The 24,793-nt window shown below is 73.2% G+C and carries 28 protein-coding genes; 19 read left to right on the top strand and 9 right to left on the bottom strand.

Translation table 11 applies throughout. From position 1 onward, the window contains the following. Positions 1-221: 221 nt before the first annotated feature. The 5 genes from G339_RS0125660 (at position 222) to G339_RS0125640 (ending at position 4,302) form a co-directional block, all read left to right on the top strand. Positions 222-566, top strand: a complete 345-nt coding sequence (locus G339_RS0125660) for a histidine triad nucleotide-binding protein (protein WP_019633931.1) — start codon at positions 222-224, stop codon at positions 564-566. Positions 567-680: 114 nt separating this feature from the next. Then, the gene (locus G339_RS0125655; protein ID WP_019633930.1) at positions 681-1,730 is read left to right on the top strand and encodes a PhoH family protein; all 1,050 of its coding nucleotides are present in this window, start codon (positions 681-683) and stop codon (positions 1,728-1,730) included. A 2-nt stretch (positions 1,731-1,732) separates the two neighbouring features. Further along, entirely contained in the window at positions 1,733-2,206 is a 474-nt protein-coding gene (gene ybeY, locus G339_RS0125650; protein ID WP_019633929.1) for an rRNA maturation RNase YbeY, read from the top strand. After that, positions 2,203-3,519, top strand: a complete 1,317-nt coding sequence (locus G339_RS0125645) for a hemolysin family protein (RefSeq protein ID WP_019633928.1) — start codon at positions 2,203-2,205, stop codon at positions 3,517-3,519. The genes ybeY and G339_RS0125645 overlap by 4 nt, the downstream gene beginning before the upstream one ends. 54 nt (positions 3,520-3,573) lie before the next feature. Then, positions 3,574-4,302: a hypothetical protein gene (locus G339_RS0125640; protein ID WP_019633927.1), complete on the top strand. Its 729-nt coding sequence runs from the start codon at positions 3,574-3,576 to the stop codon at positions 4,300-4,302. A 28-nt stretch (positions 4,303-4,330) separates the two neighbouring features. On the opposite strand, the gene G339_RS0125635 is transcribed toward G339_RS0125640, so the two are convergent. Next, positions 4,331-4,666, bottom strand: a complete 336-nt coding sequence (locus G339_RS0125635) for a cytidine/deoxycytidylate deaminase family protein (protein ID WP_019633926.1) — start codon at positions 4,664-4,666, stop codon at positions 4,331-4,333. Between the two features lie 197 nt (positions 4,667-4,863). On the opposite strand from G339_RS0125635, the gene era reads away from it, so the two are divergent. Continuing rightward, a complete protein-coding gene (gene era / locus G339_RS0125630; protein ID WP_019633925.1) occupies positions 4,864-5,793 on the top strand; it encodes a GTPase Era in 930 nt (309 codons plus the stop codon). A gap of 4 nt (positions 5,794-5,797) precedes the next feature. Here the strand turns inward: era and G339_RS0125625 are convergent, their stop codons facing one another. Then, on the bottom strand, positions 5,798-6,454 hold the full coding sequence (locus G339_RS0125625) for a hypothetical protein (protein WP_019633924.1): 657 nt from the start codon (positions 6,452-6,454) through the stop codon (positions 5,798-5,800). A 256-nt stretch (positions 6,455-6,710) separates the two neighbouring features. Here G339_RS0125625 and urtA point away from each other — a divergent pair, with 256 nt between their 5' ends. The 6 genes from urtA (at position 6,711) to leuA (ending at position 13,425) form a co-directional block, all read left to right on the top strand. Further along, a complete protein-coding gene (urtA, locus tag G339_RS0125620) occupies positions 6,711-7,886 on the top strand; it encodes an urea ABC transporter substrate-binding protein (protein WP_084693417.1) in 1,176 nt (391 codons plus the stop codon). Positions 7,887-7,971: 85 nt separating this feature from the next. Beyond that, a complete protein-coding gene (urtB, locus tag G339_RS0125615) occupies positions 7,972-8,850 on the top strand; it encodes an urea ABC transporter permease subunit UrtB (RefSeq protein WP_019633922.1) in 879 nt (292 codons plus the stop codon). Beyond that, positions 8,847-9,926, top strand: a complete 1,080-nt coding sequence (urtC, locus tag G339_RS0125610; protein WP_019633921.1) for an urea ABC transporter permease subunit UrtC — start codon at positions 8,847-8,849, stop codon at positions 9,924-9,926. Before urtB ends, urtC begins: the two co-directional genes overlap by 4 nt. Then, a complete protein-coding gene (gene urtD / locus G339_RS0125605) occupies positions 9,923-10,687 on the top strand; it encodes an urea ABC transporter ATP-binding protein UrtD (RefSeq protein WP_019633920.1) in 765 nt (254 codons plus the stop codon). Before urtC ends, urtD begins: the two co-directional genes overlap by 4 nt. Next, positions 10,684-11,397 carry an urea ABC transporter ATP-binding subunit UrtE gene (urtE, locus tag G339_RS0125600; RefSeq protein WP_019633919.1) on the top strand — a complete coding sequence of 238 codons (714 nt, stop codon included), beginning with the start codon at positions 10,684-10,686 and terminating at the stop codon, positions 11,395-11,397. The genes urtD and urtE overlap by 4 nt, the downstream gene beginning before the upstream one ends. A gap of 321 nt (positions 11,398-11,718) precedes the next feature. Beyond that, on the top strand, positions 11,719-13,425 hold the full coding sequence (leuA, locus tag G339_RS0125595) for a 2-isopropylmalate synthase (protein WP_019633918.1): 1,707 nt from the start codon (positions 11,719-11,721) through the stop codon (positions 13,423-13,425). Positions 13,426-13,475: 50 nt separating this feature from the next. On the opposite strand, the gene G339_RS0125590 is transcribed toward leuA, so the two are convergent. Both G339_RS0125590 and G339_RS0125585 read right to left on the bottom strand, forming a co-directional pair. Further along, positions 13,476-13,730 carry a protealysin inhibitor emfourin gene (locus G339_RS0125590; RefSeq protein ID WP_026341772.1) on the bottom strand — a complete coding sequence of 85 codons (255 nt, stop codon included), beginning with the start codon at positions 13,728-13,730 and terminating at the stop codon, positions 13,476-13,478. Between the two features lie 29 nt (positions 13,731-13,759). Next, positions 13,760-14,785, bottom strand: a complete 1,026-nt coding sequence (locus tag G339_RS0125585) for a M4 family metallopeptidase (protein WP_019633916.1) — start codon at positions 14,783-14,785, stop codon at positions 13,760-13,762. Between the two features lie 147 nt (positions 14,786-14,932). Here G339_RS0125585 and recO point away from each other — a divergent pair, with 147 nt between their 5' ends. The 3 genes from recO to G339_RS0125570 all read left to right on the top strand — a co-directional run bounded on the left by recO (position 14,933) and on the right by G339_RS0125570 (position 17,402). Continuing rightward, positions 14,933-15,733: a DNA repair protein RecO gene (gene recO / locus G339_RS0125580; RefSeq protein WP_019633915.1), complete on the top strand. Its 801-nt coding sequence runs from the start codon at positions 14,933-14,935 to the stop codon at positions 15,731-15,733. After that, positions 15,730-16,539 (top strand): isoprenyl transferase, encoded by an 810-nt coding sequence (locus tag G339_RS0125575; RefSeq protein ID WP_019633914.1) that lies wholly within the window; start codon positions 15,730-15,732, stop codon positions 16,537-16,539. Before recO ends, G339_RS0125575 begins: the two co-directional genes overlap by 4 nt. Positions 16,540-16,613: 74 nt before the next feature. Next, a complete protein-coding gene (locus G339_RS0125570) occupies positions 16,614-17,402 on the top strand; it encodes a TauD/TfdA dioxygenase family protein (protein WP_019633913.1) in 789 nt (262 codons plus the stop codon). Between the two features lie 71 nt (positions 17,403-17,473). Here G339_RS0125570 and G339_RS0125565 read toward each other — a convergent pair whose 3' ends face one another. Genes G339_RS0125565 through G339_RS0125545 form a run of 5 tightly spaced genes read right to left on the bottom strand, consistent with a single transcriptional unit; the run spans position 17,474 to position 20,793 of the window. Beyond that, entirely contained in the window at positions 17,474-17,899 is a 426-nt protein-coding gene (locus G339_RS0125565; protein WP_019633912.1) for an OsmC family protein, read from the bottom strand. A 26-nt stretch (positions 17,900-17,925) separates the two neighbouring features. Next, a complete protein-coding gene (locus tag G339_RS0125560) occupies positions 17,926-18,312 on the bottom strand; it encodes a Fur family transcriptional regulator (protein ID WP_019633911.1) in 387 nt (128 codons plus the stop codon). Next, positions 18,309-19,190, bottom strand: coding sequence for a metal ABC transporter permease (locus G339_RS0125555; protein WP_019633910.1), 882 nt, complete (start codon positions 19,188-19,190; stop codon positions 18,309-18,311). The genes G339_RS0125560 and G339_RS0125555 overlap by 4 nt, the downstream gene beginning before the upstream one ends. Then, entirely contained in the window at positions 19,187-19,873 is a 687-nt protein-coding gene (locus tag G339_RS35300; RefSeq protein WP_019633909.1) for a metal ABC transporter ATP-binding protein, read from the bottom strand. Before G339_RS35300 ends, G339_RS0125555 begins: the two co-directional genes overlap by 4 nt. After that, complete coding sequence (locus tag G339_RS0125545; protein ID WP_019633908.1) at positions 19,870-20,793, bottom strand: metal ABC transporter substrate-binding protein; 924 nt, start codon at positions 20,791-20,793, stop codon at positions 19,870-19,872. The genes G339_RS35300 and G339_RS0125545 overlap by 4 nt, the downstream gene beginning before the upstream one ends. An 84-nt stretch (positions 20,794-20,877) precedes the next feature. Here G339_RS0125545 and G339_RS0125540 point away from each other — a divergent pair, with 84 nt between their 5' ends. The 4 genes from G339_RS0125540 (at position 20,878) to G339_RS0125525 (ending at position 24,771) form a co-directional block, all read left to right on the top strand. After that, positions 20,878-21,162: an antibiotic biosynthesis monooxygenase family protein gene (locus G339_RS0125540; RefSeq protein WP_019633907.1), complete on the top strand. Its 285-nt coding sequence runs from the start codon at positions 20,878-20,880 to the stop codon at positions 21,160-21,162. A 114-nt stretch (positions 21,163-21,276) separates the two neighbouring features. Then, positions 21,277-22,581: a DUF1906 domain-containing protein gene (locus G339_RS37115; RefSeq protein ID WP_051107962.1), complete on the top strand. Its 1,305-nt coding sequence runs from the start codon at positions 21,277-21,279 to the stop codon at positions 22,579-22,581. A 163-nt stretch (positions 22,582-22,744) separates the two neighbouring features. After that, complete coding sequence (locus G339_RS0125530; protein WP_019633906.1) at positions 22,745-24,133, top strand: glycine--tRNA ligase; 1,389 nt, start codon at positions 22,745-22,747, stop codon at positions 24,131-24,133. A 92-nt stretch (positions 24,134-24,225) separates the two neighbouring features. Further along, the gene (locus G339_RS0125525) at positions 24,226-24,771 is read left to right on the top strand and encodes a hypothetical protein (RefSeq protein WP_019633905.1); all 546 of its coding nucleotides are present in this window, start codon (positions 24,226-24,228) and stop codon (positions 24,769-24,771) included. Positions 24,772-24,793: the final 22 nt, after the last annotated feature.

The following is a 24,793-nucleotide window of genomic DNA, read 5'->3' as shown; positions in this document are numbered from 1 at the left end:
TTCGGTGGTCCCGGTAACGGCGTGGATGGGGCACTCCCGACCGGTTCAGGCGGGACGCTAAGAGCCGGGGGGAACGCCTGGGTTGACAACCCTAAGGGGTCGGCGGCCGCTTTGCGGGTGATCCGGCGCAGGTTGATCATCCGGTTCCGGCCGCGCCGTTCCGCTGACCGGCGCGGACGCTAGGATTCCGCGGAGTGTCGGCGCGCGCCGGAGGGAGAGGGATGACGGACTGCCTGTTCTGCAAGATCGTCGCGGGGGAGGTGCCCGCTGAGATCGTCCGCGAGTCCGAGCGGGCCGTGGCGTTCCGGGACATCAACCCGCAGGCCCCCACGCACGTCCTGGTCGTCCCACGCGCGCACCACCCGAACGCGGCCGCGCTCGCCGCCGCCGACCCGGCCTCGCTCGCCGAGGTCGTCGCGGAGGCGCACCAGGTGGCGGTGGGCGACGGCGTCGCGGACGGCGGCTACCGCATCGTCTTCAACACGGGCCGGGAGGCGGGCCAGACCGTCTTCCACGTCCACGCCCACGTCCTCGGCGGCCGCGGCCTCAACTGGCCGCCCGGCTAGCGCGGACGCCGGGGAAAACGCGAAGGCGCGCGGCGGCCCCTGCCCGGTACGATTGGGTGTGACAGGCGTTCACCCAGTACAGAAGGCAGGTCGGAGAGGCCGCAAGGCCGGCTGATGGTCCACTCAACTCACAGGCGCGACGACCGCGCCGGCGAGCGCTCGCAGCTCAAGATCGTGGTGCCGGACGACCATTCGATGGTGAGCCTGCTGGGCTCCCGGGACGAACTCCTCCACGTCGTCGAGCGCGCCTTCCGCAGCGACATCCACGTCCGCGGCAACGAGATCACGGTGACGGGTCCGGCGGCGGAGGCCGAGCTGGTCTCCCGCCTCTTCGGCGAACTCATCGAGCTCCTGCGCAGCGGCACGCAGCTCACCCCCGACGCCGTCGAGCGGAGCGTGGCGATGCTCCGCGACGTGGGCGGCGAGCGCCCGGCCGAGGTGCTGACCCTCGACATCGTGTCGAGCCGGGGCCGCACCATCCGGCCGAAGACCCTCAACCAGAAGCGCTACGTCGAGGCGATCGACCGGCACACGATCGTGTTCGGGCTCGGCCCGGCGGGCACCGGCAAGACCTACCTGGCGATGGCGAAGGCCGTCCGCGCGCTCCAGGACAAGAAGGTCAACCGGATCATCCTGACCCGGCCGGCGGTCGAGGCGGGGGAGCGGCTCGGCTTCCTGCCCGGCACGCTGTACGAGAAGATCGACCCGTACCTGCGCCCCCTGTACGACGCGCTGCACGACATGGTCGACCCCGACTCGATCCCCCGGCTGATGTCGGCGGGCACGATCGAGGTCGCGCCGCTGGCGTACATGCGCGGCCGCACGCTGAACGACTCGTTCATCATCCTGGACGAGGCGCAGAACACCTCGCCGGAGCAGATGAAGATGTTCCTCACCCGGCTCGGCTTCGGGTCGAAGGTGGTGGTGACGGGCGACGTCACCCAGGTCGACCTGCCGTCCGGGCAGCAGAGCGGGCTGTCGGTCGTGCAGGACATCCTGCGCGGCGTCCCCGACATCGACTTCTGCCGCCTGAACAGCGGCGACGTGGTGCGGCACAAGCTGGTGACCGACATCGTCGACGCCTACAGCCGCTTCGACGAGCAGCGGCTGGCCGAGCTGGACCGCGGTCCGGCGCGGGCCGGGGCGCGCGGGCGGGGGCGCTAGCGGTGTCGATCGAGGTGCTGAACGAGTCGGGCGCGCCCGCCGACGAGAAGCGGCTGGGCGACCTGGCCCGGCACGCGCTGGACGCGCTGCGCGTGCATCCGCTGGCGGAGATGTCGATCATGCTGGTCGACGAGGACGTCATGACGGAACTGCACGTCAAGTGGATGGACGAGCCCGGCCCGACCGACGTGCTGTCGTTCCCGATGGACGAGCTGCGCCCCGGCCACCAGCCCGACGACGGCGAGGACGACGGCGACCCCGACCTGCTCGGCGACGTGGTGCTGTGCCCGGCGGTGGCCGAGCGGCAGGCCGCCGAGGCGGGCCACTCCACGGCGGACGAGCTGGAGCTGCTGACCGTCCACGGCATCCTGCACCTGCTCGGGTATGACCACGCCGAGCCGGAGGAGCACAAGGAGATGTTCGGCCTGCAGGCCGAGCTGCTCGCGTCGTGGCGGGAGAAGCAGCGCCGGTCGTGAGCACCGTTCAGGGATGGCTGGTCGTCCTGGCCGTGGTCCTGGTGGGCCTGGCGGGGCTGCTGGCCAGCGCGGAGACCGCGCTGATCCGGGTGTCCCGGGTGGCCGTCGCGGACCTGGTCCGGGAGGGCCGGCGCGGCGCGGACCGGCTCGCGACCGTCGTCGCGGACCCGGCGCCGTACCTCAACATGATCCTGCTGCTGCGGATCGGGTGCGAGGTGGTCGCGACGGTCGCCGTCGCGGACCTGTGCATCGAGTGGCTGGACGAGACGTGGCGCGCCTACGTCGTCGCTGCGGCGATCATGGTGGTGGTCAGCTACGTGGCGGTGGGCGTGGGGCCGCGGACGCTCGGCATCCAGTACGCGTCGCGGGTCGCACTGGTCGGCGCGGCGGTGATCCACCCGGTGAGCCGCGTGTTCGGGCCGGTGCCGCGGCTGCTGATCCTGCTGGGCAACGCGCTGACGCCCGGCCGGGGCTTCCGCGAGGGGCCGTTCGCGACGGAGGCGGAGCTGCGCGACCTGGTGGACCTCGCCGAGCAGCGCAGCCTGATCGAGCCGGACGAGCGGCAGATGATCCACTCGGTGTTCGAGCTGGGCGACACGCTCGTCCGCGAGGTGATGGTGCCGCGCACCGACATCGTGTTCATCGAGCGCGGCAAGACGCTCAAGCAGGTGCTGTCGCTGGCGCTGCGCAGCGGGTTCTCGCGGATTCCGGTGGTGGGGGACAACGAGGACGACGTCGTCGGGATCGCCTACCTCAAGGACGTCGTCCGCCGCACGCAGGAGAACCGCGACGGCGAGTCGGTGGAGCGCGTGGAGTCGGTGATGCGGCCCGCGACGTTCGTGCCGGACAGCAAGCCGATCGACGAGCTGCTGCGCGAGATGCAGGCCGAGCAGATCCACCTCGCCGTCGTCATCGACGAGTACGGCGGGACGGCGGGCCTGGTGACGATCGAGGACATCCTGGAGGAGATCGTCGGGGAGATCACCGACGAGTACGACGTCGAGACGCCGCGCGTGGAGGAGCTGCCGGACGGCGCGGCGCGCGTCACCGCGCGGCTCCCGGTGGAGGACCTGGCCGAGCTGTTCGACGTCGAGATCGACGCCGAGGAGGTCGAGACGGTCGGCGGGCTGCTGGCGCGCGCGCTCGGCCGGGTGCCGATCGAGGGCGCGACGGCGACGGTGGCGGGGCTGTCGCTGCGCGCGGAGAGCCTCGCGGGCCGCCGCAACCGGATCGGGACGGTGCTGGTGCGCCGCGTCGCGCCGCCGCCGGACGCGGCCGGGCCGGACGCCGAGGGCGGCGCGAGCGGGGATTAGCGCCCCGCCCCCCGGGAATGATCTTGCTCGTCCGAGGGGGTTCGGGGGGATCTCATGGCGCGCACGGTCGCGGCCGTCTCAGCGGTCGTCCTGTCAGCCGCGCTCACGGGCTGCGGCGCCGCGCCCGACCCGGACCCGGCCGCGCTCGGCGCGCGGATTCCCGAGCTGCGCGGCTCCATGCTCGGACCGGACGACGTGCCGGGCGGGCTGCTGCCCGCCGCCGACCAGGCGCCGGTGTCGGGGATGCGGTCCGCCGGACGGGACTGCGCGCGGCTGCTCCGCATCGCCGACGCCCTGGACTCGCGGCGGTTCGTCCCGCGCGTGCCGCCGGCGCCGTCCGCGGCCGTCGCGTTCTACAGCGCCGAGCCCGCGCTGACGTTCGTCGAGCACGGGTTCCGGCTGCCGCCGGGGGAGGCGGCGCGGCAGGTCGCGGCGGCCCGGTCGGCGGCGGCGGGCTGCCCGCGCGTGCCGCTGAACTTGGGCGGCGGGCGGTCGGCGCGGCTCCGGCGCGACCTGCTGTTCGTGCCGCGCCGCGTCGCGGACGCCGTCGCCGTCCGGTACTGGTATGGGACGCGCAGCCGGTGGGTGGGCGTGCAGATCCTCGTCGCGCGGTTCGGGGCGGACCTGCTGGTCCTCACCGCGCCCGGCGACTTCTCCCGGGGCGGGGACCGGCTGGTCGAGACGGTCGCGTCGCGGGCGCTCGCCAAGGCCCGCGCGGCCCACGGCGGTGAACCCGCGCAGGGCGACGCGGACGCCGCCCGCGCCACACCGAAACGGCCGTGAGTTCACCCGGACCGCGCGGCGGCGCGGGTCAGGGGCTCAGGGTGGTGCGCAGCGCGCCGTCGGGTCCGGCGACGAGGACGGGCGCGGCGGGCCCGAGGTCGCGGACGGCCGCGACGTCCTCGGCGGCCGCGTCGGCGGCGGTGACGAGCGCGGCGGCCTCCAGGTCCTCCGCGCCGCTGGAGACGGCCATCGCGACCGCGACCTGGAGCGCCGACAGCTTCAGCGACGGCAGCGCGACGCTGGTCGCGGCGTAAGTCCGCCCGGTCTCGTCGCGGACGGCCGCGCCCTCGGCGGCGCCGCTGCGCGCCCGCGCGGACCGCGCCAGCGTGATGATCTTGGTGTCCTCGGCGGAAAGCTCGCTCACGCCCCCAAGCCTAGGGTCTGTCGCAAAGTGCCTCAGCCCGAGCGCGAGTGCGTCACCTGGCCGGTGAAAGCGATGCCGAAGGCGAGCTTCGCCGGCCAGATCGCGAAGCGATGCCGCGCTCGCAGAGTCACGGTCAGGCCCGAGCCGCCAGGCGAGGGCCGTGGGCCGGGACTTGGAAACACTGCGACAATTGACGGGTGACAGCGCTGGGAGACATCGACCGTACGCCCGCCGGATTCCGGTCCGGCTTCGCCTGCTTCGTGGGACGGCCCAACGTCGGCAAGTCGACGCTGATGAACGCCCTCGTCGGCACGAAGGTCGCGATCACCAGCAACCGGCCGCAGACGACCCGGCGCGCGGTGCGCGGCATCGTCCACCGGCCCGACGCGCAGCTCGTCGTCGTCGACACCCCGGGCCTGCACAAGCCGCGCACGCTGCTGGGCGAGCGGCTGGACAGCCTGGTGCGCTCGACGCTGACCGAGGTGGACGCCATCGGCTTCTGCGTCCCGGCGGACCAGCCGGTCGGCCCCGGCGACAAGTTCATCGCGCGCGAACTGGCGGGCGTCAAGAAGACCCCGGTCATCGCGATCGTCACCAAGACCGACCTGGTCGCGCCGGAGAAGGTCGCCGCGCAGCTCCTGGCGGTCGGGGAACTGGGGACGTTCGCCGACATCGTGCCGTGCTCGGCGCGGGACGGCTTCCAGGTGGGCCTCGTCGGGGACCTGCTCATCGACCGGCTGCCCGAGGGGATGCCGCTCTACCCCGCGGGCGACCTGACCGACGAGCCCGAGCACGTCCTGGTCGCGGAGCTGATCCGCGAGGCCGCGCTGGAGGGCGTCCGCGACGAGCTGCCGCACTCCATCGCCGTCCTGGTGGACGAGATGGAGCCGCGCGAGGGCCGCGACGACCTGATGGACGTCTACGCCCACCTGTACGTCGAGCGGCCCAGCCAGAAGGGCATCGTCATCGGGCACAAGGGCGAGCGGCTGCGCGAGGTCGGCGCGGCGGCGCGCCGCCAGATCGAGGCGCTGCTCGGCACCCGCGTCTACCTGGACCTGCGCATCAAGGTCCTCAAGGACTGGCAGCGCGACCCCAAGCACCTGCGCCGCCTCGGCTTCGACGACTGACGCGTCAGGCCGGGGCGCGCCCGGCGACGCGCGCGCGGACGGGCCGCACCGCCGCGAACAGCGTGAGCAGCAGCGCCGCGCCCACCGCGAGGTACCAGCCGTAGTCCAGCGACACGTCGAACGACCCGAGCAGCGAGTCGCGCTGCGCGAGGTCCTGCCGGGCGCGGTCGAGGCGCAGCACGAACAGGCCGCAGCCGAGCGCCGACAGCGCGCCGGGGACGACGGCGAGCCCGCTGATCCGCGCGTCCCGGCTGATCAGGCCCCAGCCGGTCATGAGCATCGCGGCGAGCGCGAGCACCGGGACGACCAGGACGGTGCCGTCCGCGTCGATGCCCGCGACGCCCCCCGCGTCGTGCCGGATGCGGGTGCCGAGGAAGTCGACGGTGTACTCGGCGCGCACCCACGGCAGGAACGCGGCGACGAGCATCACGACCGCCGCGACCAGCGTGAGGACGGGCAGGATCACCTGGTGCGACCCGCGCGGCGGCGCCGGCTCGCGCGGCGGCGCGGACTCGCGCGGCGCGGCGGGCCGCGCGGGCTCCGGCGCGGCGGCGGCGCGCTCCTCCGGCCCGGCCGGCCACGGGCCGTGCGGGAGTTCCGGCGGCAGGAACCGGGGGCGCGCCGGGTCGTCGCGGTCGCCGGAGGCGAGGTCACCACTCATGGACACAGCGTAAGGGGGCGGGCCCGCCCGCGCCCGTCCCCGCCACGGCCCGCACGCCGCCCGGTGGCCGCGCGCTGACGCGCCGTGGCGGTGAGTCCTTCGTCATTCATTCGTAACATCGCGGTCGCGACGCGGAAATCTATTTCCGGAGACTTGGCACAGTAAACGGACCCGCCGGGTCAGTTCTGTGAGGAGTCGATAGTTGCGGAAACCATTCCTGCGTCCATTGGCGGCGGCGCTGCTCGTTCCCGTCGCAATGCTCTCCGGGTGTGGCGGAGATTCCGACGGCACGGGTTCGGGCGGCTCCGGCGGAGGCGGCGGGGACACCATCAAGGTGGGCGTCCTGCACTCGCTCAGCGGCACGATGTCGATCAGCGAGGTCACGGTCAAGAACTCCGAGCTGATGGCGATCGACGAGATCAACGCCAAGGGCGGGGTGCTCGGCAAGAAGATCCAGCCGGTCGTCGAGGACGGCGCGTCCGACTGGCCGACGTTCGCCCAGAAGGCGCAGAAACTCATCAAGAAGGACAAGGTCGCCACGGTGTTCGGCGGCTGGACGTCCGCGAGCCGCAAGGCGATGCTGCCCGTCTTCGAACGGAACAAGGCGCTGCTGTGGTACCCGGTGCAGTACGAGGGGCTGGAGAGCTCGCCGTACATCTTCTACACCGGCGCGACCACCAACCAGCAGATCGTCCCCGCCCTGGACTACCTCAAGGAAAAGGGGAGGAAGAAGCTCTACCTCGTCGGCAGCGACTACGTCTTCCCGCGCACCGCCAACAAAATCATCAAGGCGTACGCGAAGGCGAACGGAATGCAGATCGTCGGCGAGGAGTACACGCCGCTCGGGCACACCGAGTACAGCACGCTGGTCAACAAGATCGGTGAGGCGAAGCCGGACGCGGTCTTCAACACGCTGAACGGCGACAGCAATGTCGCGTTCTTCAAGCAGTTCCGCAGCGCGGGATACGACGCCGCGAAACTCCCGGTGATGTCGGTGAGCATCGCCGAGGAGGAGGTGAAGGGGATCGGCGTCGACAACGTCAAGGGCCAGCTCGTCGCGTGGAACTACTACGAGACGACGCCGGGCGCGACCAACGAGGCGTTCGTGAAGGCGTTCCAGAGCAAGTACAAGGGCGCGGTGACGTCCGACCCGATGGAGGCCGGGTACAACGCCGTCCACCTGTGGGCCGCCGCCGTCGAGAAGGCCGGGACCACCGACGTCGCGGCGGTGAAGAAGGCCGCCGCCGGGATCTCGCTGGACACGCCCGAGGGCAAGGTGACGATCGACGGCGAGAACCAGCACGTCTACAAGACCGCCCGCATCGGCGTCGTGCAGCCGGACGGCCTCATCAAGGAGGTCTGGTCCTCCGGCAAGCCGATCAAGCCGGACCCGTACCTGAAGACCTACCCCTGGGCGACCGGACTGTCCTGACCCTCGCGGCCCGCGGCGCGCGCAACGGCGCGCGCGCCGCTTCCCCGACGAGATCCGCAGGGCGCCGGAGGAGGCGGCACGACTCATGGAATCACTGCTCAACCAACTGCCGGTCGGCCTCAGCATCGGAGCGGTGCTGCTGCTGATCGCGCTCGGCCTGACGTTCACGTTCGGCCAGATGGGCGTCATCAACATGGCGCACGGCGAGTTCATCATGGCCGGTTCGTACACCGCGTACATGCTCCAGGACTGGGCGGGCGGCGAGGCGGTCATCGTCGCGCTGCCGGTGGCGTTCGCCGTCGCCGGGGCGCTCGGCTGGGTGCTGGAGCGCGCCGCGATCCGGCACTTCTACGGCCGCCCGCTCGACACGCTGCTGCTGACCTGGGGCGTCAGCCTGGTGCTGCAGCAGGCCGCGCGGGACCTGTTCGGCGCGCCGAACGTCCAGGTCGTCGCGCCGTCCTGGCTGACGGGCCGGATCGAGCTGCTCGGCGGGAACCTGCCGTACGCGCGGCTGTTCATCATGGCGCTCGCGGCGGCGTGCGTCGTCGGGATCTGGGCCTACATGGACCGGTCCCGGCAGGGCCGCCGGATGCGCGCGGTGATGCAGAACCGGGAGCTGGCGGCGGTCAGCGGCGTCGCGACGGGCCGCGTCGACCAGCTCACCTTCTTCATCGGCTCGGGTCTGGCGGGCGTCGCCGGGGTCGCGCTGACGCTGATCGGGCCGGTCGGCCCGTCGATCGGCACCTACTACATCGTGGACGCGTTCCTCGTCGTCGTCGCGGGCGGCCTCGGCCAGTTGCGCGGCGCGGTCATCGCGGCCGTCGCGCTCGGCATGCTCAACTCCTACGCCGAGTTCTGGACGGACGCGAGCCTGGCGAAGGTCATCGTGTTCGCCGTCATCGTCGGGTTCCTGCAGTTCCGCCCGCAGGGCCTGTTCGTCCTCCGCTCCCGGGCGCTGACGTGAGCGCGCGGCTGCGCGGCTACGCGCTCTTCGCCGGGGTCGCGGCGCTCGCCCTGGTGGTCGCGCCGCTGGTCCTGCCCGCGTTCCGGCTGGACGAGCTGGCCAAGTACCTGTGCTTCGCCATCGCGGCGCTCGGCATCGGCCTGGCCTGGGGCCAGGGCGGCATGCTGACGCTCGGCCAGGGCGTGTTCTTCGGCCTCGGCGGCTACGCGATGGCGATGTACCTGAAACTGCACGACGCGGACGGCGACCTGCCCGACTTCATGGTCTGGAGCGGCGTCGAGAAGCTGCCCGCGCTGTGGAAGCCGTTCGAGAGCCCGGTGGTGGCCGTCGTCGCCGTGGTGGCCGTCCCGGTCGCCGTCGCGACGCTGCTCGGCGTCCTGGTCTTCCGGCAGCGGGTGCGCGGCGCGTACTTCGCGATCCTCACCCAGGCGCTCGCAGCCGCGTTCGGCATCCTCATCGTCGGCCAGCAGGCGCTGACCGGCGGCACGAACGGGCTGACGAACTTCTACGACTTCTTCGGCCAGGACCCGGAGGCCGACAGCACGCAGCGGACGATGTACTACGTGACCGCCGTCGTGCTCGGCGTCCTGTACCTGGCGGCGCGGCAGCTCGTGAAGAGCCGGTTCGGGCGGCTGCTGGTCGCGGTCCGCGACGGCGAGGACCGGGTGCGGTTCCTCGGCTACAACCCCGCGACGGTCAAGACCGTCACGTTCGCGGTGTCGGCGGGGATGGCGGGCATCGCGGGCGCGCTGTTCGTCCCGGTCGTCGGGATCATCTCGCCGTCGCTGCTGGACGTCGTCCCGTCGCTGGAACTGGTCGTCGCGGTCGCGGTCGGCGGCCGGTACACGCTGGCCGGGGCGATCCTCGGCGCGGTCGCGATGAACTACGCCAAGACCTCGTTCAGCGAGCAGTGGGCGGGCGGCTGGCTGTACCTGGAGGGCGCGCTGTTCATCGTCGTGATGACGCTCGCGCCGAAGGGAGCGATCGGCCTGTACGAGCAGGCGCGGGACGCGCTGGCGCGCCGCCGCGCCCCGGCGGCCCCGGCCGTCCCGGTGGGGAAGGAGGCCGCGGCGTGAGCGGCACGGAAAAAGACGCGGCGCTGCTGGAGATCCGCGGGCTGGAGGTCGTGTTCGACGGCTTCCGCGCGCTCGGCGGCGTCGACCTGACCGTCGAGCGGGGGGAGCTTCGGTTCCTCATCGGCCCGAACGGGGCGGGGAAGACGACGCTGATCGACGTGGTCACCGGGCTGACGCGCCCGGCGGCGGGCTCGGTCCGGTTCGCCGGGACGGACGTCGCCGGGATGCGCGAGCACAGGATCGTCCGGCTCGGGATCGGGCGGACGTTCCAGACCTCGGTCGTCTTCGAGGAGCTGAGCGTCGTCGAGAACCTGGACCTGGCCGCCGGTTTCCGCCGCCCGCTCCCGACGCTGCTGCGGCAGCGCCGGGGCGTGTCGGACACGGTCGCGGCGGCGCTGGACACCATCGGCCTCGGCGCGCTCGCCGACCGCCCGGCGGGCGTCCTGTCGCACGGCCAGCGGCAGTGGCTGGAGATCGGGATGCTCGTCGCGCAGCGCCCGCGCCTGCTGCTGCTGGACGAGCCGGTCGCCGGGATGAGCCGCGACGAGCGCGACCGCACCGGCGAGCTGCTGACCGAGATCGCCCGCGACCACACCGTCGTCGTGGTGGAGCACGACATGGAGTTCCTGCGCCGGTACGCGTCGCAGGTGACGGTCCTGCACGAGGGGCGGGTGCTGGTGGAGGGCGACGTCGCGGCGGTCCAGGCCGACCCGCGCGTCCAGGAGGTCTACCTGGGCCGGACGAAGAAGGAGGCCGCGTGAGCGGGGACGGGCCGCTGCTGCGGGTCACCGGGCTGGAGGCCGCCTACGGGCGCGCCCGCGTGCTGTTCGGCGTGGACGTCGAGGTCGGCGCGGGCCGTCTGGTGTGCGTGATGGGCCGCAACGGCGTCGGCAAGACGACGCTGCTCAACGCGGTGATGGGCGTCCTGCCGCCGACGGGCGGGACGGTCGTCTTCGACGGCGAGGACGTGACCCGGCTGCCCACGCACGAGCGCGTCCGCCGCGGCATGGGCTACGTCCCGCAGGGCCACGAGACGTTCCCGCAGCTCACCGTGGCCGACAACCTGCGGGTGACGCTGGAGGCGACCCGGCACCGCGACGCCGCCGCGATCGACGAGGCGCTGGAGGTGTTCCCGCGCCTCAAGCAGTTCCTCGGCCGCCGCGCCGGGTTCCTGTCGGGCGGCCAGCAGCAGCAGCTCGCGATGGCCCGCGCGCTGGTGACCCGCCCGCGCCTGCTGATCCTGGACGAGCCGACCGAGGGCATCCAGCCGTCGATCGTCGCGGAGATCGAGGAGGCGATCGAGCGGCTGCACCGCGAGCGCGGCCTGGCGGTGCTGCTGGTCGAGCAGTACCTCGAGCTGGCCGAGCGCCTGGCCGACTCGTTCGTGATCATCGAGGCGGGTGTGGTGCGGCGCGCGGGTGGGGCGGATGATCTCCGTGATGACGAGGTGAAGCGGTTGCTCGCTGTCTGATAAGTGGCTAATATCACGTGTGGGCCTGGCGCCGGGGTGGCAGCTGGGCCCACTTTCTTCGGACGGCCGGGAAGAGGCGGAGCCCTCCCGGCCGTTCTGCTGTGACGGGAGGTTCTCGTCTCACCATCCGGGACCGCGGCCGGTTCCCCGGGCCGGATCTGTTACGTTGGCAGACGTGTTGCGTGAGCTGCTCCTCCTTAGTGGCCGCAGCGGGGGTCCATAACCACGGGCCGGCCCCCTCGCTGCGGGACAGCGTCGTGCATGGCGAACACCACGTCGTGGTCGTCGGCCGAAGGATTCCGAGCAGAGGGAAGTCACCCCATGTATCCGCAGCAGAAGACGTCCGGAATGCCCTTCCAGCGCTACCGCCCGTTCACCCCGGTCGCGCTGGCGGACCGCACCTGGCCGGACGCGGTGATCACCGAGGCCCCGCGCTGGTGCGCGGTCGACCTGCGCGACGGCAACCAGGCCCTGATCGACCCGATGGACTCCCAGCGCAAGCTGCGGATGTTCGAGCTGCTGGTCCGGATGGGCTACAAGGAGATCGAGGTCGGGTTCCCGGCGGCCAGCCAGACCGACTTCGACTTCGTCCGCACGATCATCGAGGAGGGCCGCGTCCCCGACGACGTGGTCATCCAGGTCCTGACGCAGGCCCGGCCCGAGCTGATCGAGCGCACCTTCGAGTCGCTGCGCGGCGCGAAGCAGGCGATCGTCCACCTCTACAACTCGACCAGCACGCTGCAGCGGCGCGTGGTGTTCGGGCAGGACCGCGACGGCATCACCGCCATCGCCGTCGAGGGCGCGAAGCTGGTCAAGAAGCTCGCCGAGGACATGGGCGACACCGAGATCTACTTCCAGTACTCGCCGGAGTCGTTCACCGGCACCGAGCTGGAGTACGCCGTCGAGGTCTGCGACGCCGTCAACGACGTGTGGCGGCCGACGCCGGACCGCAAGGTCATCGTCAACCTGCCCGCGACCGTCGAGATGGCCACCCCGAACGTCTACGCCGACCAGATCGAGTGGATGCACCGGAACCTGGCCTACCGGGACTCGGTCGTCCTGTCCCTGCACCCGCACAACGACCGGGGCACCGCCGTCGCCGCCGCCGAGCTGGGCTACATGGCCGGCGCGGACCGCATCGAGGGCTGCCTGTTCGGCAACGGCGAGCGCACCGGCAACGTCTGCCTGGTCACCCTGGGCCTGAACCTGTTCACCCAGGGCGTGGACCCGCAGATCGACTTCTCCGACATCGACGAGATCCGCCGGACCGTCGAGTACTGCAACCAGCTCCCCGTCCACGAGCGGCACCCCTACGGCGGCGACCTGGTCTACACCGCCTTCTCCGGCTCCCACCAGGACGCCATCAACAAGGGCTTCGACCACCTGAAGCGGGACGCGGACGCCGCGGGCGTACCCGTCGAGGAGTTCGCCTGGGAGGTCCCGTACCTGCCCATCGACCCGCACGACGTCGGCCGCACCTACGAGGCCGTCATCCGGGTCAACAGCCAGTCCGGCAAGGGCGGCGTCGCCTACGTCATGAAGACCGAGCACGCGCTGGAGCTGCCGCGCCGCCTGCAGATCGAGTTCTCCCGCGTCGTGCAGGCCCACACCGACGGCGAGGGCGGCGAGGTCACGCCCGAGCGGATGTGGGAGATCTTCGAGCGCGAGTTCCTGGCCAACGGGCCGCGCATCGGGCTGCTGGCGCACCGCGCGGCGTCGCGGGTGGACGAGAAGGACGTGCTCAACTGCGACGTCCGGGTGGACGGCGAGATCCGCGAGATCGAGGGCGTCGGGAACGGTCCGGTGTCGGCGTTCGAGGACGCGCTGACGGCGGTGGGCGTCCGCGTCCACGTCCTGGACTACGCCGAGCACGCGATGAGCGCGGGCGGCGACGCGCGCGCCGCCGCCTACGTCGAGTGCGACGTGGACGGCACGACGGTGTGGGGCGTCGGCATCGACGGCAACATCGTCACCGCGTCGCTGAAGGCGATCCTGTCGGCGGTCAACCGGGTGGCCCGGGAGGGCTGACCCGCGACCGGAACCCCGGCCCGCACCCGCGGGCCGGGGTTCCGCCGTGTTCAGCGGGGGCGGCCGAGCACGTGGTGGACCAGCTCGCGCAGCGGCCCGCTGAGCTGCGTCTCGCCGACCGTCGCGCCGACGCCGTCGATCTCGATGTCGTACTGGTACTGGTCCGGGATGCGGCCCGGCGGCGGCAGCGCGCCGAGGTCGACGCGGCCGACCAGCCCGGCCAGCACCGGGTCGCGGTCGCTGTCGGACTCGCCGTGCCGCTCCACGCCCGCGAACCCGCCGCTGCGCACCACTCTCACCTTCACGACGCCTCCCCGCGCCCGAGCCCGCCGCCTCAGATCTTCACGCCGACCTTCTTCCAGGCGCTCCGCACCGCCTTGGTCTCGTCCGCCCCGTCGCCGTACAGGCGCGCGGCGGTGGCGACGGTGGCCCCGGCGAAGGCCGCGAAATCGGCCTTGTTCGCCAGTTTCCCCCCGGTCAGCGTGTCGTACCAGATCTTTCCGGACTTCTCCCACGCGTGGCCGCCGATGGACGTCGCCACCAGGTAGAACGCGTGGTTGGGGATGCCGGAGTTGATGTGGACGCCGCCGTTGTCGCGGTACGTCTGGACGTACTTGTCCATCGTGCCCGGCTGGGGGTCCTTGCCGAGCTTGGGGTCGTCGTAGGCGGTGCCGGGGGCCTTCAGCGACCGCAGACCCTCGCCGTGGACGCCCGGCGCGAGGATTCCCTGGCCGATCAGCCAGTCCGCCTGGTCGGCGGTCTGGCCCTTGTGCCACTGCTTGACGAGCGACCCGAACACGTCGGAGACCGACTCGTTCAGCGCGCCCGCCTGGCCGTAGTAGTCGAGGTTGGCGGTGTGCTGGGTGACGCCGTGGGTCAGCTCGTGGCCCGTGACGTCGAGGGCGCCGGTGAACTCGACGAACAGCGTCCCGTCGCCGTCGCCGTAGACCATCTGGTGGCCGTTCCAGAAGGCGTTGTCGTAGTCCTTCCCGTAGTGGACGGTCGACAGCAGCTTCATCCCCGCGCCGTCGATGGAGTTGCGGCGGTACGCGGCCTCGTAGAAGTCGAAGGTCGTCCCGAGCCAGGCGTACGCCTGGTCGGCGACCTTGTCGCCGGTCTCCCGCCCGCCCTCGGTGCGGACGGTCCTGCCGGGCAGCGTCTCCTTGTGGCCCGCGTCCGCGATGGTGCGGTTCGGGACGAAGTCCTCGTTCGGCTCCGCCGGGCGGACCGTGTAGGCGTGGCGCTCGGCCCGCGCCCCCGAGCTGAGGGCGAGGCTGCGGCGGGCGATGTCGCGCAGGGCCGGGTCGTCGGCCTCCGCGACGCGTTCCAGGATGTGGGGCGGCACGATGGTGCATCTCATGCCTCCACGCTGGCACCTTCTCCTGTCTCCGGCCACGGTTCCGCGACTACTCGGACGCCCCGTCCCGGTCACCTAACGTGATCGACAGGATGGTTCGCCGGGAGTGCCCTGGATCATCCATCGGGGCGGGTGCGGAAGAATGGGCCCGTGACCCTGTACCGCGACGAGGGCGTCGTCCTGCGCACCCAGAAGCTGGGCGAGGCCGACCGCATCGTCACGGTGCTGACCCGGCGGGGCGGCCGCATCCGCGCCGCCGCCAAGGGCGTCCGCAAGACCAAGTCCCGGTTCGGGGCGCGGCTGGAGCCGTTCACCCACGTCGACCTCCAGCTCTACGAGCGGCGCTCGCTCGACCTGATCACCCAGGCCGAGACGCTGCGGCCGTACGGGGAGCGGCTCGTCACCGACTACCCGCGCTACACCGCCGGGACCGCGATGCTGGAGACCGCCGAGAAGCTGACCAGCGAGGAGGGCGAGCCCGCGCTGCGGCAGTTCCTGCTGCTGGTCGGCGGGCTGCGCACGCTGGTGGAGCGCGAGCACGACGCGCGGCTCGTCCTGGACGCGTACCTGCTGCGCTCGCTGTCGGTGGCGGGCTGGGCGCCCGCGCTGGACGAGTGCTGCCGCTGCGGCGACCGGGGCAGCCTGCGCGGCTTCGCCATCGCGGCGGGCGGCGCGGTCTGCGCGCGCTGCCGCCAGCCGGGCGCGGCGACGCCCGCGCCGCCGACGTTCGCGCTGATGCTCGCGCTGCTGCGCGGCGACTGGGCGTACGCCGACGCCAGCGAGGTCCGGCACCGCGCCGAGTGCAGCGGGCTCGTCGCCGCGTACCTGCAGTGGCACCTGGAGCACGGCATCCGCTCGCTGCGGCACGTGGAGCGCGCGGACGCCGCGGGCCGCCGGGAGCACCCGTCCGAAGACCCGTCCGACGACCAGACCGACCGGGAGCACGTGTGAGAAGGGCCGTTTCGCCGCCGTACCCGCATCCGGACGGGGCGCGCCCGCCCGCGATCCCCGCCGCCCTCGTCCCGCGCCACGTGGCGATCGTGATGGACGGGAACGGCCGGTGGGCCAAGGAGCGCGGGCTGCCCCGCACCGAGGGCCACAAGCGCGGCGAGGACTCGCTCTTCGACGTGATCATGGGCGCGATCGAGCTGGGCGTCCCGTACCTGTCGGCGTTCGCGTTCTCGACGGAGAACTGGCGGCGCTCGCCGGACGAGGTCCGGTTCCTCATGGGCTTCAACCGCGACGTGATCCGCCGCCGCCGAGACCAGCTCCACTCGATGGGCGTCCGGGTGCGCTGGGCGGGCCGCCGCCCCAAGCTGTGGCGCAGCGTCATCAAGGAGCTGGAGACCGCCGAGGAGATGACGCGCGACAACGACGTGCTGACGCTCCAGTTCTGCGTGAACTACGGCGGCCGCGCGGAGATCGTGGACGCGGCGGCGGCCATCGCGCGGGACGTCCGCGACGGGAAGCTGAACCCCGACAAGCTCAACGAGAAGGTCTTCGCCCGCTACCTGGACGAGCCGGGCATCCCGGATGTCGACCTGTTCCTGCGGTCGTCGGGGGAGCAGCGGATCTCCAACTTCCTGCTCTGGGAGTCGGCGTACGCCGAGATGGTCTTCCTCGACACCCTGTGGCCCGACTTCGACCGCCGCCACCTGTGGCACGCCTGCGAGGTCTACGCCTCGCGCGACCGGCGGTACGGCGGGGCGGCGCCGAACCCGGTGGAACCGTCCAGCGCCGGATCGCCACAGGGTTAGCCGCCACAGGGCTAGTCACTTATTCCTACTTGAATAGTTTGCTTTTGGCGGCGCGGCTGAATACGTTCGGTGTCATGACGTCACAGGCGCTGGCCCCAGCCCGCCGGGCGCGGCCCCCGCGGATCAGCCCACTCGCCGGCCGGATCGGCGCGGAGGTCTGTCACGTCCGCCTGGCGGGGGAGCTGCCGGACGCGACCGTCGACCTGCTGCGCGCCGCGCTGCTGCGGCACAAGGTGCTGTTCTTCCGCGGCCAGGACGGGCTCGACGACGCCGGGCTCACGGCCGCCGCCGCGCTGTTCGGCGAGCCGGGGGACGTCACCGACGCCGACGCGCCCGACGCGTCCGCCGGGGACGCCGATCCGTGGCACACCGACGCGTCCTGCGCCGCCCGGCCGCCGGGGGCCGTCCTGCTGCACGCCGTCGAGGTGCCCGGCCACGGCGGCGACACCGTCTGGGCCAACACCGCCGCCGCCTACGACGCGCTGCCCGTCGAGCTGCGCGACGTCGCGGACCGGCTGTGGGCGCGGCACGCCGCGCCGGGCGGCCCCGAGCACGAGCACCCGGTCGTGCGCGTCCACCCCGAGACGGGGGAGCGCTCGATCCTGCTCGGCGGGTACGCGCGCGGCATCTCCGGGCTCAGCGCGGAGGCCGACTCCGAGGCGCTGATCCGGCTGTTCCAGGAGCAGGTGGTCCGGCTGGAGAACACCGTGCGGTGGCGGTGGGCGCGGGGGGACGTCGCGCTCGCGGACAACCGCGCCACGCAGCGCCGCGTCGTCCGCGACTTCGGGGACGCGCCCCGGCTGCTGCGCCGGGTCGCGCTGGCGGGCGAGGCCCCGATCCCGGTGCGGGCTCGCCCGTGGTGAGAGCCCGTGGTGAAAGCCCGTGGTGAATGCGTCCGGCCGGGCGGCCGCCGCCGCCCGGCCGGACCCCGGGGTCAGACGAGCGCCGCGTCCAGCGTGATCGTGGTGCCCGCGAGGGCCTTGCTGACGGGGCAGCCCGCCTTGGCGTCCTGCGCGGCCTTCTCGAAGTCGGCGGCGGACAGGCCGGGCACGCTGGCCCGGACCGTCAGATGCACGCCGGTGATGCCCTCACCCGGCTGGAACGTGACATCGGCCTTGGTGTCGACGGCCTCCGGCGGCGTCCCGGCGCCCGCCAGCGCGTGCGACAGCGCCATCGAGAAGCACGTCGAGTGCGCGGCGGCGATCAGCTCCTCCGGGCTCGTCCGGCCGGCGGGGTCCTCGGCGCGCGACGCCCACGTCACGTCGTACTCGCCGATGCCCGACGAGTCGAGCGAGACCGTCCCCTGGCCGCCCAGCAGCGGCCCTTCCCAGTGCGCGTTCGCGGTGCGTGTCGTAGCCATGCGGCCCATCCTCGCGCATCCGCGGGTCACGACCGCGCCGCGACGCACCCCCCGCACGTGCCGAACACCTCGACGGTGTGGGTGATCTCCACGAAGCCGTGCTCGGCGGCGATGGCGTCCGCCCAGGTCTCCACGGCGGGCCCGGCGACCTCCACCGTCCGGCCGCAGTCGCGGCAGACCAGGTGGTGGTGGTGCTCGTCGCTGCGGCACGCCCGGTAGACGGCCTCGCCGTCGTCGGTGCGCAGGACGTCCACCTCGCCGGCGTCGCTGAGCGCCTGCAGCGCGCGGTAGACGGTGGTCAACCCGATCTTGGAGCCGTCGGCCCGCAGGTCGGCGTAGATGTCCTGGGCGCTGCGGAAGCCGTCGCGGCCCGCCAGCGCCTGCCGGACCGCATCACGGCGGGTCGTCGTCATCCCCCGATCACCTCCGGTTCGGCGTCTTTGGCCGGGTCGCGCGCGACCCGTGCGGCCGTCGCCGCGGCCGTCCGGCGGCGGCGCAGGACGGCGCCCGCCCCGACCGCGGCGACGAAGACCGCGAGCGCGAGCAGGACGATGGACGGCCCCGGCGGAAGATCGTACTCGTACGACCCCGCCAGCCCGGTCACCGCCGACAGTACACCGGCCGCCATCGCGGCCAGCATCGTGCCGCGGAAGCCCCGCGCGACCTGCTGCGCCGCCGCGACCGGCACGATCATCAGGGCGCTGACCAGCAGCAGCCCGATCGCCCGCATCGAGATGACCACGGTCACGGCGGCCGTCGCGGCGATGAGGACGCTGAGGAACCGCACCGGCAGCCCGGCGGCGCGGGCGACCTCCTCGTCCTGGCAGAGCAGGAACAGCTCGCGGCCGAACACCGCGATGATCAGCAGGACGGCGGCGGACAGGCCCGCGACGACGTACAGGTCCGTCGCGGTGACGCTGCTGATCGACCCGAACAGGTACGACTGGAGGCTGACCTGCCCGCCCTCGCGGCCGGTGAGGATGACGCCGCCCGCGAGGCCGCCGTAGAACAGCAGGGCGAGCGCGACGTCCGCGCCGCTGCGGCTGCGGCTGCGCAGGACCTCGATCGCGACCGCGCCGAGCACCGCGACGACGAGCGCGCCGAGGACGGGCGACGTGCCCGTCACCAGGCCGAGCCCGATGCCGGTCAGCGCGATGTGCCCGATGCCGTCGCCGAGCAGCGACAGCTTGCGCTGGACGACGAACGTCCCGATCGCGGGCGCGGTGAGGCCGATCAGGACCGCCATGACGAGCGCGATCCGCATGAAGTCGAGCTGGAGCATGTCCGTCATGCGGTCTCCTCGGCGGCGATCCGTCCGTGGTCGAGGCGGACGACGCGGGTGATCAGCGGTTCGAGCGGGCCGAGCTCGTGCGCGACGAGCACGACGGTGCGGCCGCCGGAGACCAGGCCGCGCAGCGTCGCGGCGAGGTCGGCCTGGCTGGCGGCGTCGACTCCGGCGGTGGGCTCGTCCAGGACGAACGCGTCGGGGTCGCCGGCGAGCGCGCGGGCGATGAGCACCCGCTGCTGCTGGCCGCCCGACAGCAGGTGCGCGGAGTCGCGGGCGCGGTCGGCGAGGCCCACGGCCGCCAGCGCGCGGTCCACGGCGGCCCGGTCGGCGGCGCGGTCCCCGACGGGGGAGGGCCGCCAGCGGGAGCGGCGGGCGATCCGCCCGGACGCGACGACCTCGCGGACCGTCGCGGGTACGCCGCCGCCCATCGGCAGCCGCTGCGGGACGTACCCGACGCGCCGCCAGTCGCGGAACCGCGCGGGCGGCGTCCCGTAGATCTCGGTGCGGCCCGCGCTGAGCGGCAGCAGGCCGAGCAGCGCCTTGACGAGCGTGGACTTGCCCGCGCCGTTGGGGCCGAGCAGCGCGACGACGTCGCCCGCGGCGACGCGCAGGTCGACGCCCGCGAGCACGTCGCGGCCGTCGCGCCGGACGCGGCCGCCGGTCATCTGGAAGGGGACGTCGCTCATGAGCACCCCAGGGCGGTGCGGAGCGTGGCGAGGTCGGCGCGCATCACGGACAGGTAATCGTCCGCGGACCCCGGCTTGATTCCCTCCAGCGGGTCCAGGACGGCCGTCCTGACGCCCGCCTCGCGGGCGAGCGTCTCGGCGACCTTCGGGCTGACCAGCGTCTCGGTGAAGACGGTCGTCGCCCCGGTGGACCTGATCTGCCGCGTCAGCTCCGCGAGCCGCCTGGGCGACGGCTCGCTGGACGGGTCCACGCCCGCGACGGGCACCTGCTGGAGCCCGTACCGGTCCGCGAGGTACCCGAACGCGGCGTGCGCGGTGACGATCGTGGTGCGCGCGCACGACTTGAGCCCGTCGCGGTAGGCGGTGTCGAGCGCGCGCAGGTCGGCGGTCAGCGCGGCGGCGCGCTCGCGGTACCCGGCGGCGTGCGGGGCGTCGGCGCGGGCGAGCCGTTCTCCGAGGGCGGCGGCGACGGTCGCGAGCCGGTCGGGGTCGAGCCACAGGTGCGGGTCGTTGCCGCCGTGCCCGGCGTCCTCCTCGCCGCCCTCGGGCGCGGGCAGCAGCCGGACGCCGGCGGCGGCGTCGAACGCGCGGCCCTTCGCCTGGTGCGTGACCGCGTCGTCCACGGCGGGCTGGAGGCCCTTGATGTAGACGACGAGGTCGGCGTCCTTGACGCGGGCGACCTGCTTCGGTGTGAGTTCGAGGTCGTGCGGCTCGGCGCCGGGCGTGGTCAGCGTGCTGACCGCGACGTCGCCGCCGCCGACCCGCCCCGCGAGGTAGGCCATCGGGTAGAAGGACGCGACCACGTCGGTCTTCCCCGACGCGCCGCCGTCGCCGGAGCCGCAGCCGGTCAGGGCGGTGAGGCCGAGGGCTCCCGCGGCGAGGAGCGCGGCGAGGCGGGGGCGTTCACGGGAGGTCAGCACACCCCAAGTATGGGCGAATATGAAAACGATTGTCAAAACCGGGCGAAGCGGGCGGGCGCGGCCGGGGTGCGGGAGGATGGCCCGATGATCGCCATCACGCGCTACCGCGTGCCCGAGGCGGCCGCCGAGCGCTTCGCCGCCGGGATGACCGCCGTGCTGGAGACCCTGGCCGCGTGCCCCGGCCACCGCTCCGGGCGGCTCGCGCGCACCGTGGACGACCCCGCGCTCTGGGCGCTGGTCACCGAGTGGGACGGGGCCGGATACTACCGGAGGGCGCTCGGCGCCCCCGGCCTGCGCGAACGATTCATCCCGTTGTCGGCGTTCGCGGTGGATGAACCCGGAGCGTACGAGGTCGTCGCGTTTTCCTGAACCGCTTCGCCCCGGACCGGTCAATGGCCGGGAAAGAACCCCGTCAGCCCGTTTGCCCCGTCCCGGCCCAGGTGATCAACGCCGCATCCTGATCATCGTCAGCGGGGGGACGTGATGCGGAATGCGAAGCGCCGCGGTGCGATCGGCGGCACGCTCGGCCTGGCGGCCGCGGTCGTCGTCCCCGGCCTCGGGCCGTCCGCCGCGGGGGCCGCGCCCCACCCGGCCGCCGCGCTGAGCGGGCCCGCCGTCGTCGCGTACCGGGGCGCGCGGATCGCCGTCCCGGCGGGCTGGGCCGTCCACCGGCTCGACGGGCGGCGCTGCGTCCGGTTCGACGCGGACGCCGTCTACCTCGGCCGGGCCGCCGCCGACGCCGACTGCCCGGCCCGCGTGATCGGCGGCGCGGCCGCGCTGCGCGTCGAACCGCTCGACGACGGGCGGCGGCGCGCCGGGCCCGTCCGCGCCGACCGGCTCGCGCGCTACCGCCTCCCGGCGGGCGGCGCGCGCGTCGAGCTGCCCGAGGCGGGCGTCGCGGTGTCCGGGTCCGGGCCGGGGGCGCAGCGGGCGATCCGGGGCATCCGCCTCAGCGCCCACTGGACGGGCGACGACCCGGACGAAAGCACGGATGACGGCACGGGCGATCTGGACGGCCTGGACGACCTCGGCGACGCCGCCGACCGCCCCGCGTCGCCCGACAAGCCCCGCCCGAAGCTCAAGAAGGCCAAGATCCACTACCGCCCCGGCTTCGCCCACGGCCGCGCGTTCGACACCTGCGCCGCGCCGAGCCTGCGCACGATGCGCGCCTGGCGGTCGGCGTACCGCATCGCGAACGTCTACATCGGCGGCGTCGCGCGGGGCTGCGCGCAGCCGAACCTGACCCGCTCCTGGGTCCGCCGCGTCCGCGCTCTCGGCTACCGGCTGATCCCGACGTACGTCGGCCACCAGGCCCCGTGCGCGCAGTTCCGGACGCGGTTCACCCCCGCGAACGCCGCGAAGGCGGGCGCGTGGAACGCCAAGAACGCCGTCGCCCGCGCGCGCAAACTCGGCATCCCGGCGCGGAGCCCGATCTACTTCGACCTGGAGGGCTACGACAGCGACGACGCGTCCTGCCGCGCCGCCGCGATGAAGTTCCTCAACGCGTGGACGCGCGGCCTGCGCGCCCGGCACTACGTGCCCGGCGTCTACAGCAGCGTCGGGTCGGGCATCCGCGACCTCGGCCGCGCGCGCGGCATCGCCAAGCCGCCCATCGTCTGGTACGCCCACTGGGACGGCCGGACCGCCGTCTACGACAACCCCTACCTGGACCGCTCCTGGTGGCCGCCGCACCGCCGGATCAAGCAGTACCGGGGCGGGCACCGCGAGACGCACGGGGGAGTGGCGCTGAACGTCGACAGCAACGCGGTGGACGGGCGCGTTTACTGAGGAGCGACGGCCGTCCGGGGTGCCCTAAGCTGGGGTGGAAGGTCACCGGGCGCTGGCACGGCCGCGTCCGGGCCGACCGCCACCGGGGTGCAACCCGCCCCGCGCCGCGCGCGGGGCCCGCCGATCGACCCCGCCGACCGCCAGCCGGATGGAGAAACCGCTCATGGCACGCCGTTCCGACGTGATGGACGCGATCGTCAACCTCGCCAAACGGCGGGGCCTGGTCTACCCGTCGAGTGAGATCTACGGCGGGCTGCGCGCCTCCTGGGACTACGGCCCCCTCGGCGTCGAGCTGAAGAACAACGTCAAGCGCCAGTGGTGGAAGTCGATGGTGCAGGCCCGCGAGGACATCGTCGGCCTCGACTCCTGCGTCATCCTCGCCCGCGAGGTGTGGGAGGCCAGCGGCCACGTCAACGCGTTCGTGGACCCGCTGACCGAGTGCCAGTCCTGCCACAAGCGGTTCCGGGCCGACCACCTCGAGGAGTCCTACGAGGAGAAGCACGGCCGCCCGCCCGCGAACGGCCTCGCCGACATCACCTGCCCGAACTGCGGCGTGAAGGGCTCGTTCACCGAGCCGCGCATGTTCAACGGCCTGCTGAAGACCTACCTCGGCCCCGTCGAGGACGAGTCCGGCCTGGCCTACCTGCGCCCGGAGACCGCGCAGGGCATCTTCATCAACTACCTCAACGTGCAGCAGTCCGCGCGCCGCAAGGTCCCGTTCGGCATCGGCCAGATCGGCAAGTCGTTCCGCAACGAGATCACGCCGGGCAACTTCATCTTCCGCACCCGCGAGTTCGAGCAGATGGAGATGGAGTTCTTCGTCCGTCCGGGCTCGGACGAGGAGTGGCACCAGTACTGGATCGACGAGCGGTTCCAGTGGTACCTCGACCTCGGCATCGCCAAGGACAACCTGCGGCTGTACGAGCACCCCGCCGAGAAGCTGTCGCACTACTCCAAGCGCACGGTCGACGTGGAGTACCGCTTCAACTTCGTCGGCAGCGAGTGGGGCGAGCTGGAGGGCGTCGCCAACCGCACCGACTTCGACCTCACCACGCACGCGAAGGCGTCCGGCGTGGACCTGTCGTTCTTCGACCAGGAGTCCGGCGAGCGGTTCACCCCGTACGTCATCGAGCCCGCGGCGGGCGTGGACCGCTGCACGCTGACGTTCATGATGGACGCCTACGCCGAGGACGAGGCGCCCAACGCCAAGGGCAAGCTGGAGAAGCGCACCGTCATGCGGCTCGACCGGCGGCTCGCGCCCGTCAAGGTCGCGGTGCTGCCGCTGTCGCGCAACGCCGACCTGTCGCCCAAGGCGCGGGACCTGGCCGCGCAGCTCCGCCGCAACTGGAACGTCGAGTTCGACGACGCCAGCGGCATCGGCCGCCGGTACCGCCGCCAGGACGAGATCGGCACGCCGTTCTGCGTCACCGTCGACTTCGACACCCTGGAGGACGACACCGTCACCATCCGCGAGCGCGACACGATGAGCCAGGAGCGCATCTCCATCGCGCAGGTCGAGTCGTTCCTCGCCGCCCAGCTCGTGGGCTGCTAGGGACGCCGCGAGTCCGCGCGGGCGGGCCGCTCCCCGGGTGACCGGGGGCGGCCCGCCTTCGCACATGCCGGAACGGTGAGGGGAGGCGGGCGATGAGCACGGACGCCCGCTTCCGCGCGCCCGCCCGCGTCCTTCTCGCGGCGCTGGCGCTGCTCGGCGTCCTCGCCGGTCCGGCGCACCCCGCGACGGCCCGCGCCGCCGCGTTCTCCGCAGCCCACCTCACCGCCGCGCCCGTCTCCACCACCCGCGCCGCCGCCCCCGCGCGGCGTCTCGCGGCTGCGGCGCCGTCTGCGGACCCGTATTCGCGGTCGTCGGCGGGTGCCGCGCGGCCCGACTCGTCGTTCGCCGCGCCCTCGTCCGTCCCGGACAGTGCGCGCGTCGCGGCGCCGGGGCGGCCTCGGGCGGCCGAGGCCGGTGAGCCGCGCGGGCGGCATCCCGCGAGCGGTGACCTGGTCGTCGCGGCCGCCGGGTCGCGCGCCGTGGCCGCGCCCGTGCCGTTGGCCGTGCTGCCGGGCGGCGGGGTCGCGCCGCCGCCCGTCGTTCGTCTCCGGCGGCGCGGCCCGCGGGCCGTCGCGCCGTTCGACGCGCCCGCGCCCGCCGCGCGCGGGCGTGCGCCGCCCGCCTCCACCGGAATCTGACGGTCTTCCGACCGGCGTCCGG

This window comes from Actinomadura atramentaria DSM 43919, assembly GCF_000381885.1.
GTDB lineage: Bacteria > Actinomycetota > Actinomycetes > Streptosporangiales > Streptosporangiaceae > Spirillospora > Spirillospora atramentaria.
The sequence above is the reverse complement of the archived record's forward strand: the minus strand, read 5'-3'. Positions and strand labels throughout refer to the sequence as shown.

What these genes read in the sequence shown, in the direction of transcription:
- G339_RS0125660 (WP_019633931.1), top strand. Translation starts at nt 222, where the DNA reads ATGACGGACTGCCTGTTCTGCAAGATCGTCGCGGGGGAGGTGCCCGCT.
- G339_RS0125655 (WP_019633930.1), top strand. Translation starts at nt 681, where the DNA reads ATGGTCCACTCAACTCACAGGCGCGACGACCGCGCCGGCGAGCGCTCG.
- G339_RS0125640 (WP_019633927.1), top strand. Translation starts at nt 3,574, where the DNA reads ATGGCGCGCACGGTCGCGGCCGTCTCAGCGGTCGTCCTGTCAGCCGCG.
- G339_RS0125625 (WP_019633924.1), bottom strand. Translation starts at nt 6,454, where the DNA reads ATGAGTGGTGACCTCGCCTCCGGCGACCGCGACGACCCGGCGCGCCCC.
- urtA (WP_084693417.1), top strand. Translation starts at nt 6,711, where the DNA reads ATGCTCTCCGGGTGTGGCGGAGATTCCGACGGCACGGGTTCGGGCGGC.
- urtB (WP_019633922.1), top strand. Translation starts at nt 7,972, where the DNA reads ATGGAATCACTGCTCAACCAACTGCCGGTCGGCCTCAGCATCGGAGCG.
- leuA (WP_019633918.1), top strand. Translation starts at nt 11,719, where the DNA reads ATGTATCCGCAGCAGAAGACGTCCGGAATGCCCTTCCAGCGCTACCGC.
- G339_RS0125585 (WP_019633916.1), bottom strand. Translation starts at nt 14,785, where the DNA reads ATGAGATGCACCATCGTGCCGCCCCACATCCTGGAACGCGTCGCGGAG.
- G339_RS0125570 (WP_019633913.1), top strand. Translation starts at nt 16,614, where the DNA reads ATGACGTCACAGGCGCTGGCCCCAGCCCGCCGGGCGCGGCCCCCGCGG.
- G339_RS0125565 (WP_019633912.1), bottom strand. Translation starts at nt 17,899, where the DNA reads ATGGCTACGACACGCACCGCGAACGCGCACTGGGAAGGGCCGCTGCTG.
- G339_RS0125560 (WP_019633911.1), bottom strand. Translation starts at nt 18,312, where the DNA reads ATGACGACGACCCGCCGTGATGCGGTCCGGCAGGCGCTGGCGGGCCGC.
- G339_RS0125555 (WP_019633910.1), bottom strand. Translation starts at nt 19,190, where the DNA reads ATGACGGACATGCTCCAGCTCGACTTCATGCGGATCGCGCTCGTCATG.
- G339_RS35300 (WP_019633909.1), bottom strand. Translation starts at nt 19,873, where the DNA reads ATGAGCGACGTCCCCTTCCAGATGACCGGCGGCCGCGTCCGGCGCGAC.
- G339_RS0125540 (WP_019633907.1), top strand. Translation starts at nt 20,878, where the DNA reads ATGATCGCCATCACGCGCTACCGCGTGCCCGAGGCGGCCGCCGAGCGC.
- G339_RS37115 (WP_051107962.1), top strand. Translation starts at nt 21,277, where the DNA reads ATGCGGAATGCGAAGCGCCGCGGTGCGATCGGCGGCACGCTCGGCCTG.
- G339_RS0125530 (WP_019633906.1), top strand. Translation starts at nt 22,745, where the DNA reads ATGGCACGCCGTTCCGACGTGATGGACGCGATCGTCAACCTCGCCAAA.
- G339_RS0125525 (WP_019633905.1), top strand. Translation starts at nt 24,226, where the DNA reads ATGAGCACGGACGCCCGCTTCCGCGCGCCCGCCCGCGTCCTTCTCGCG.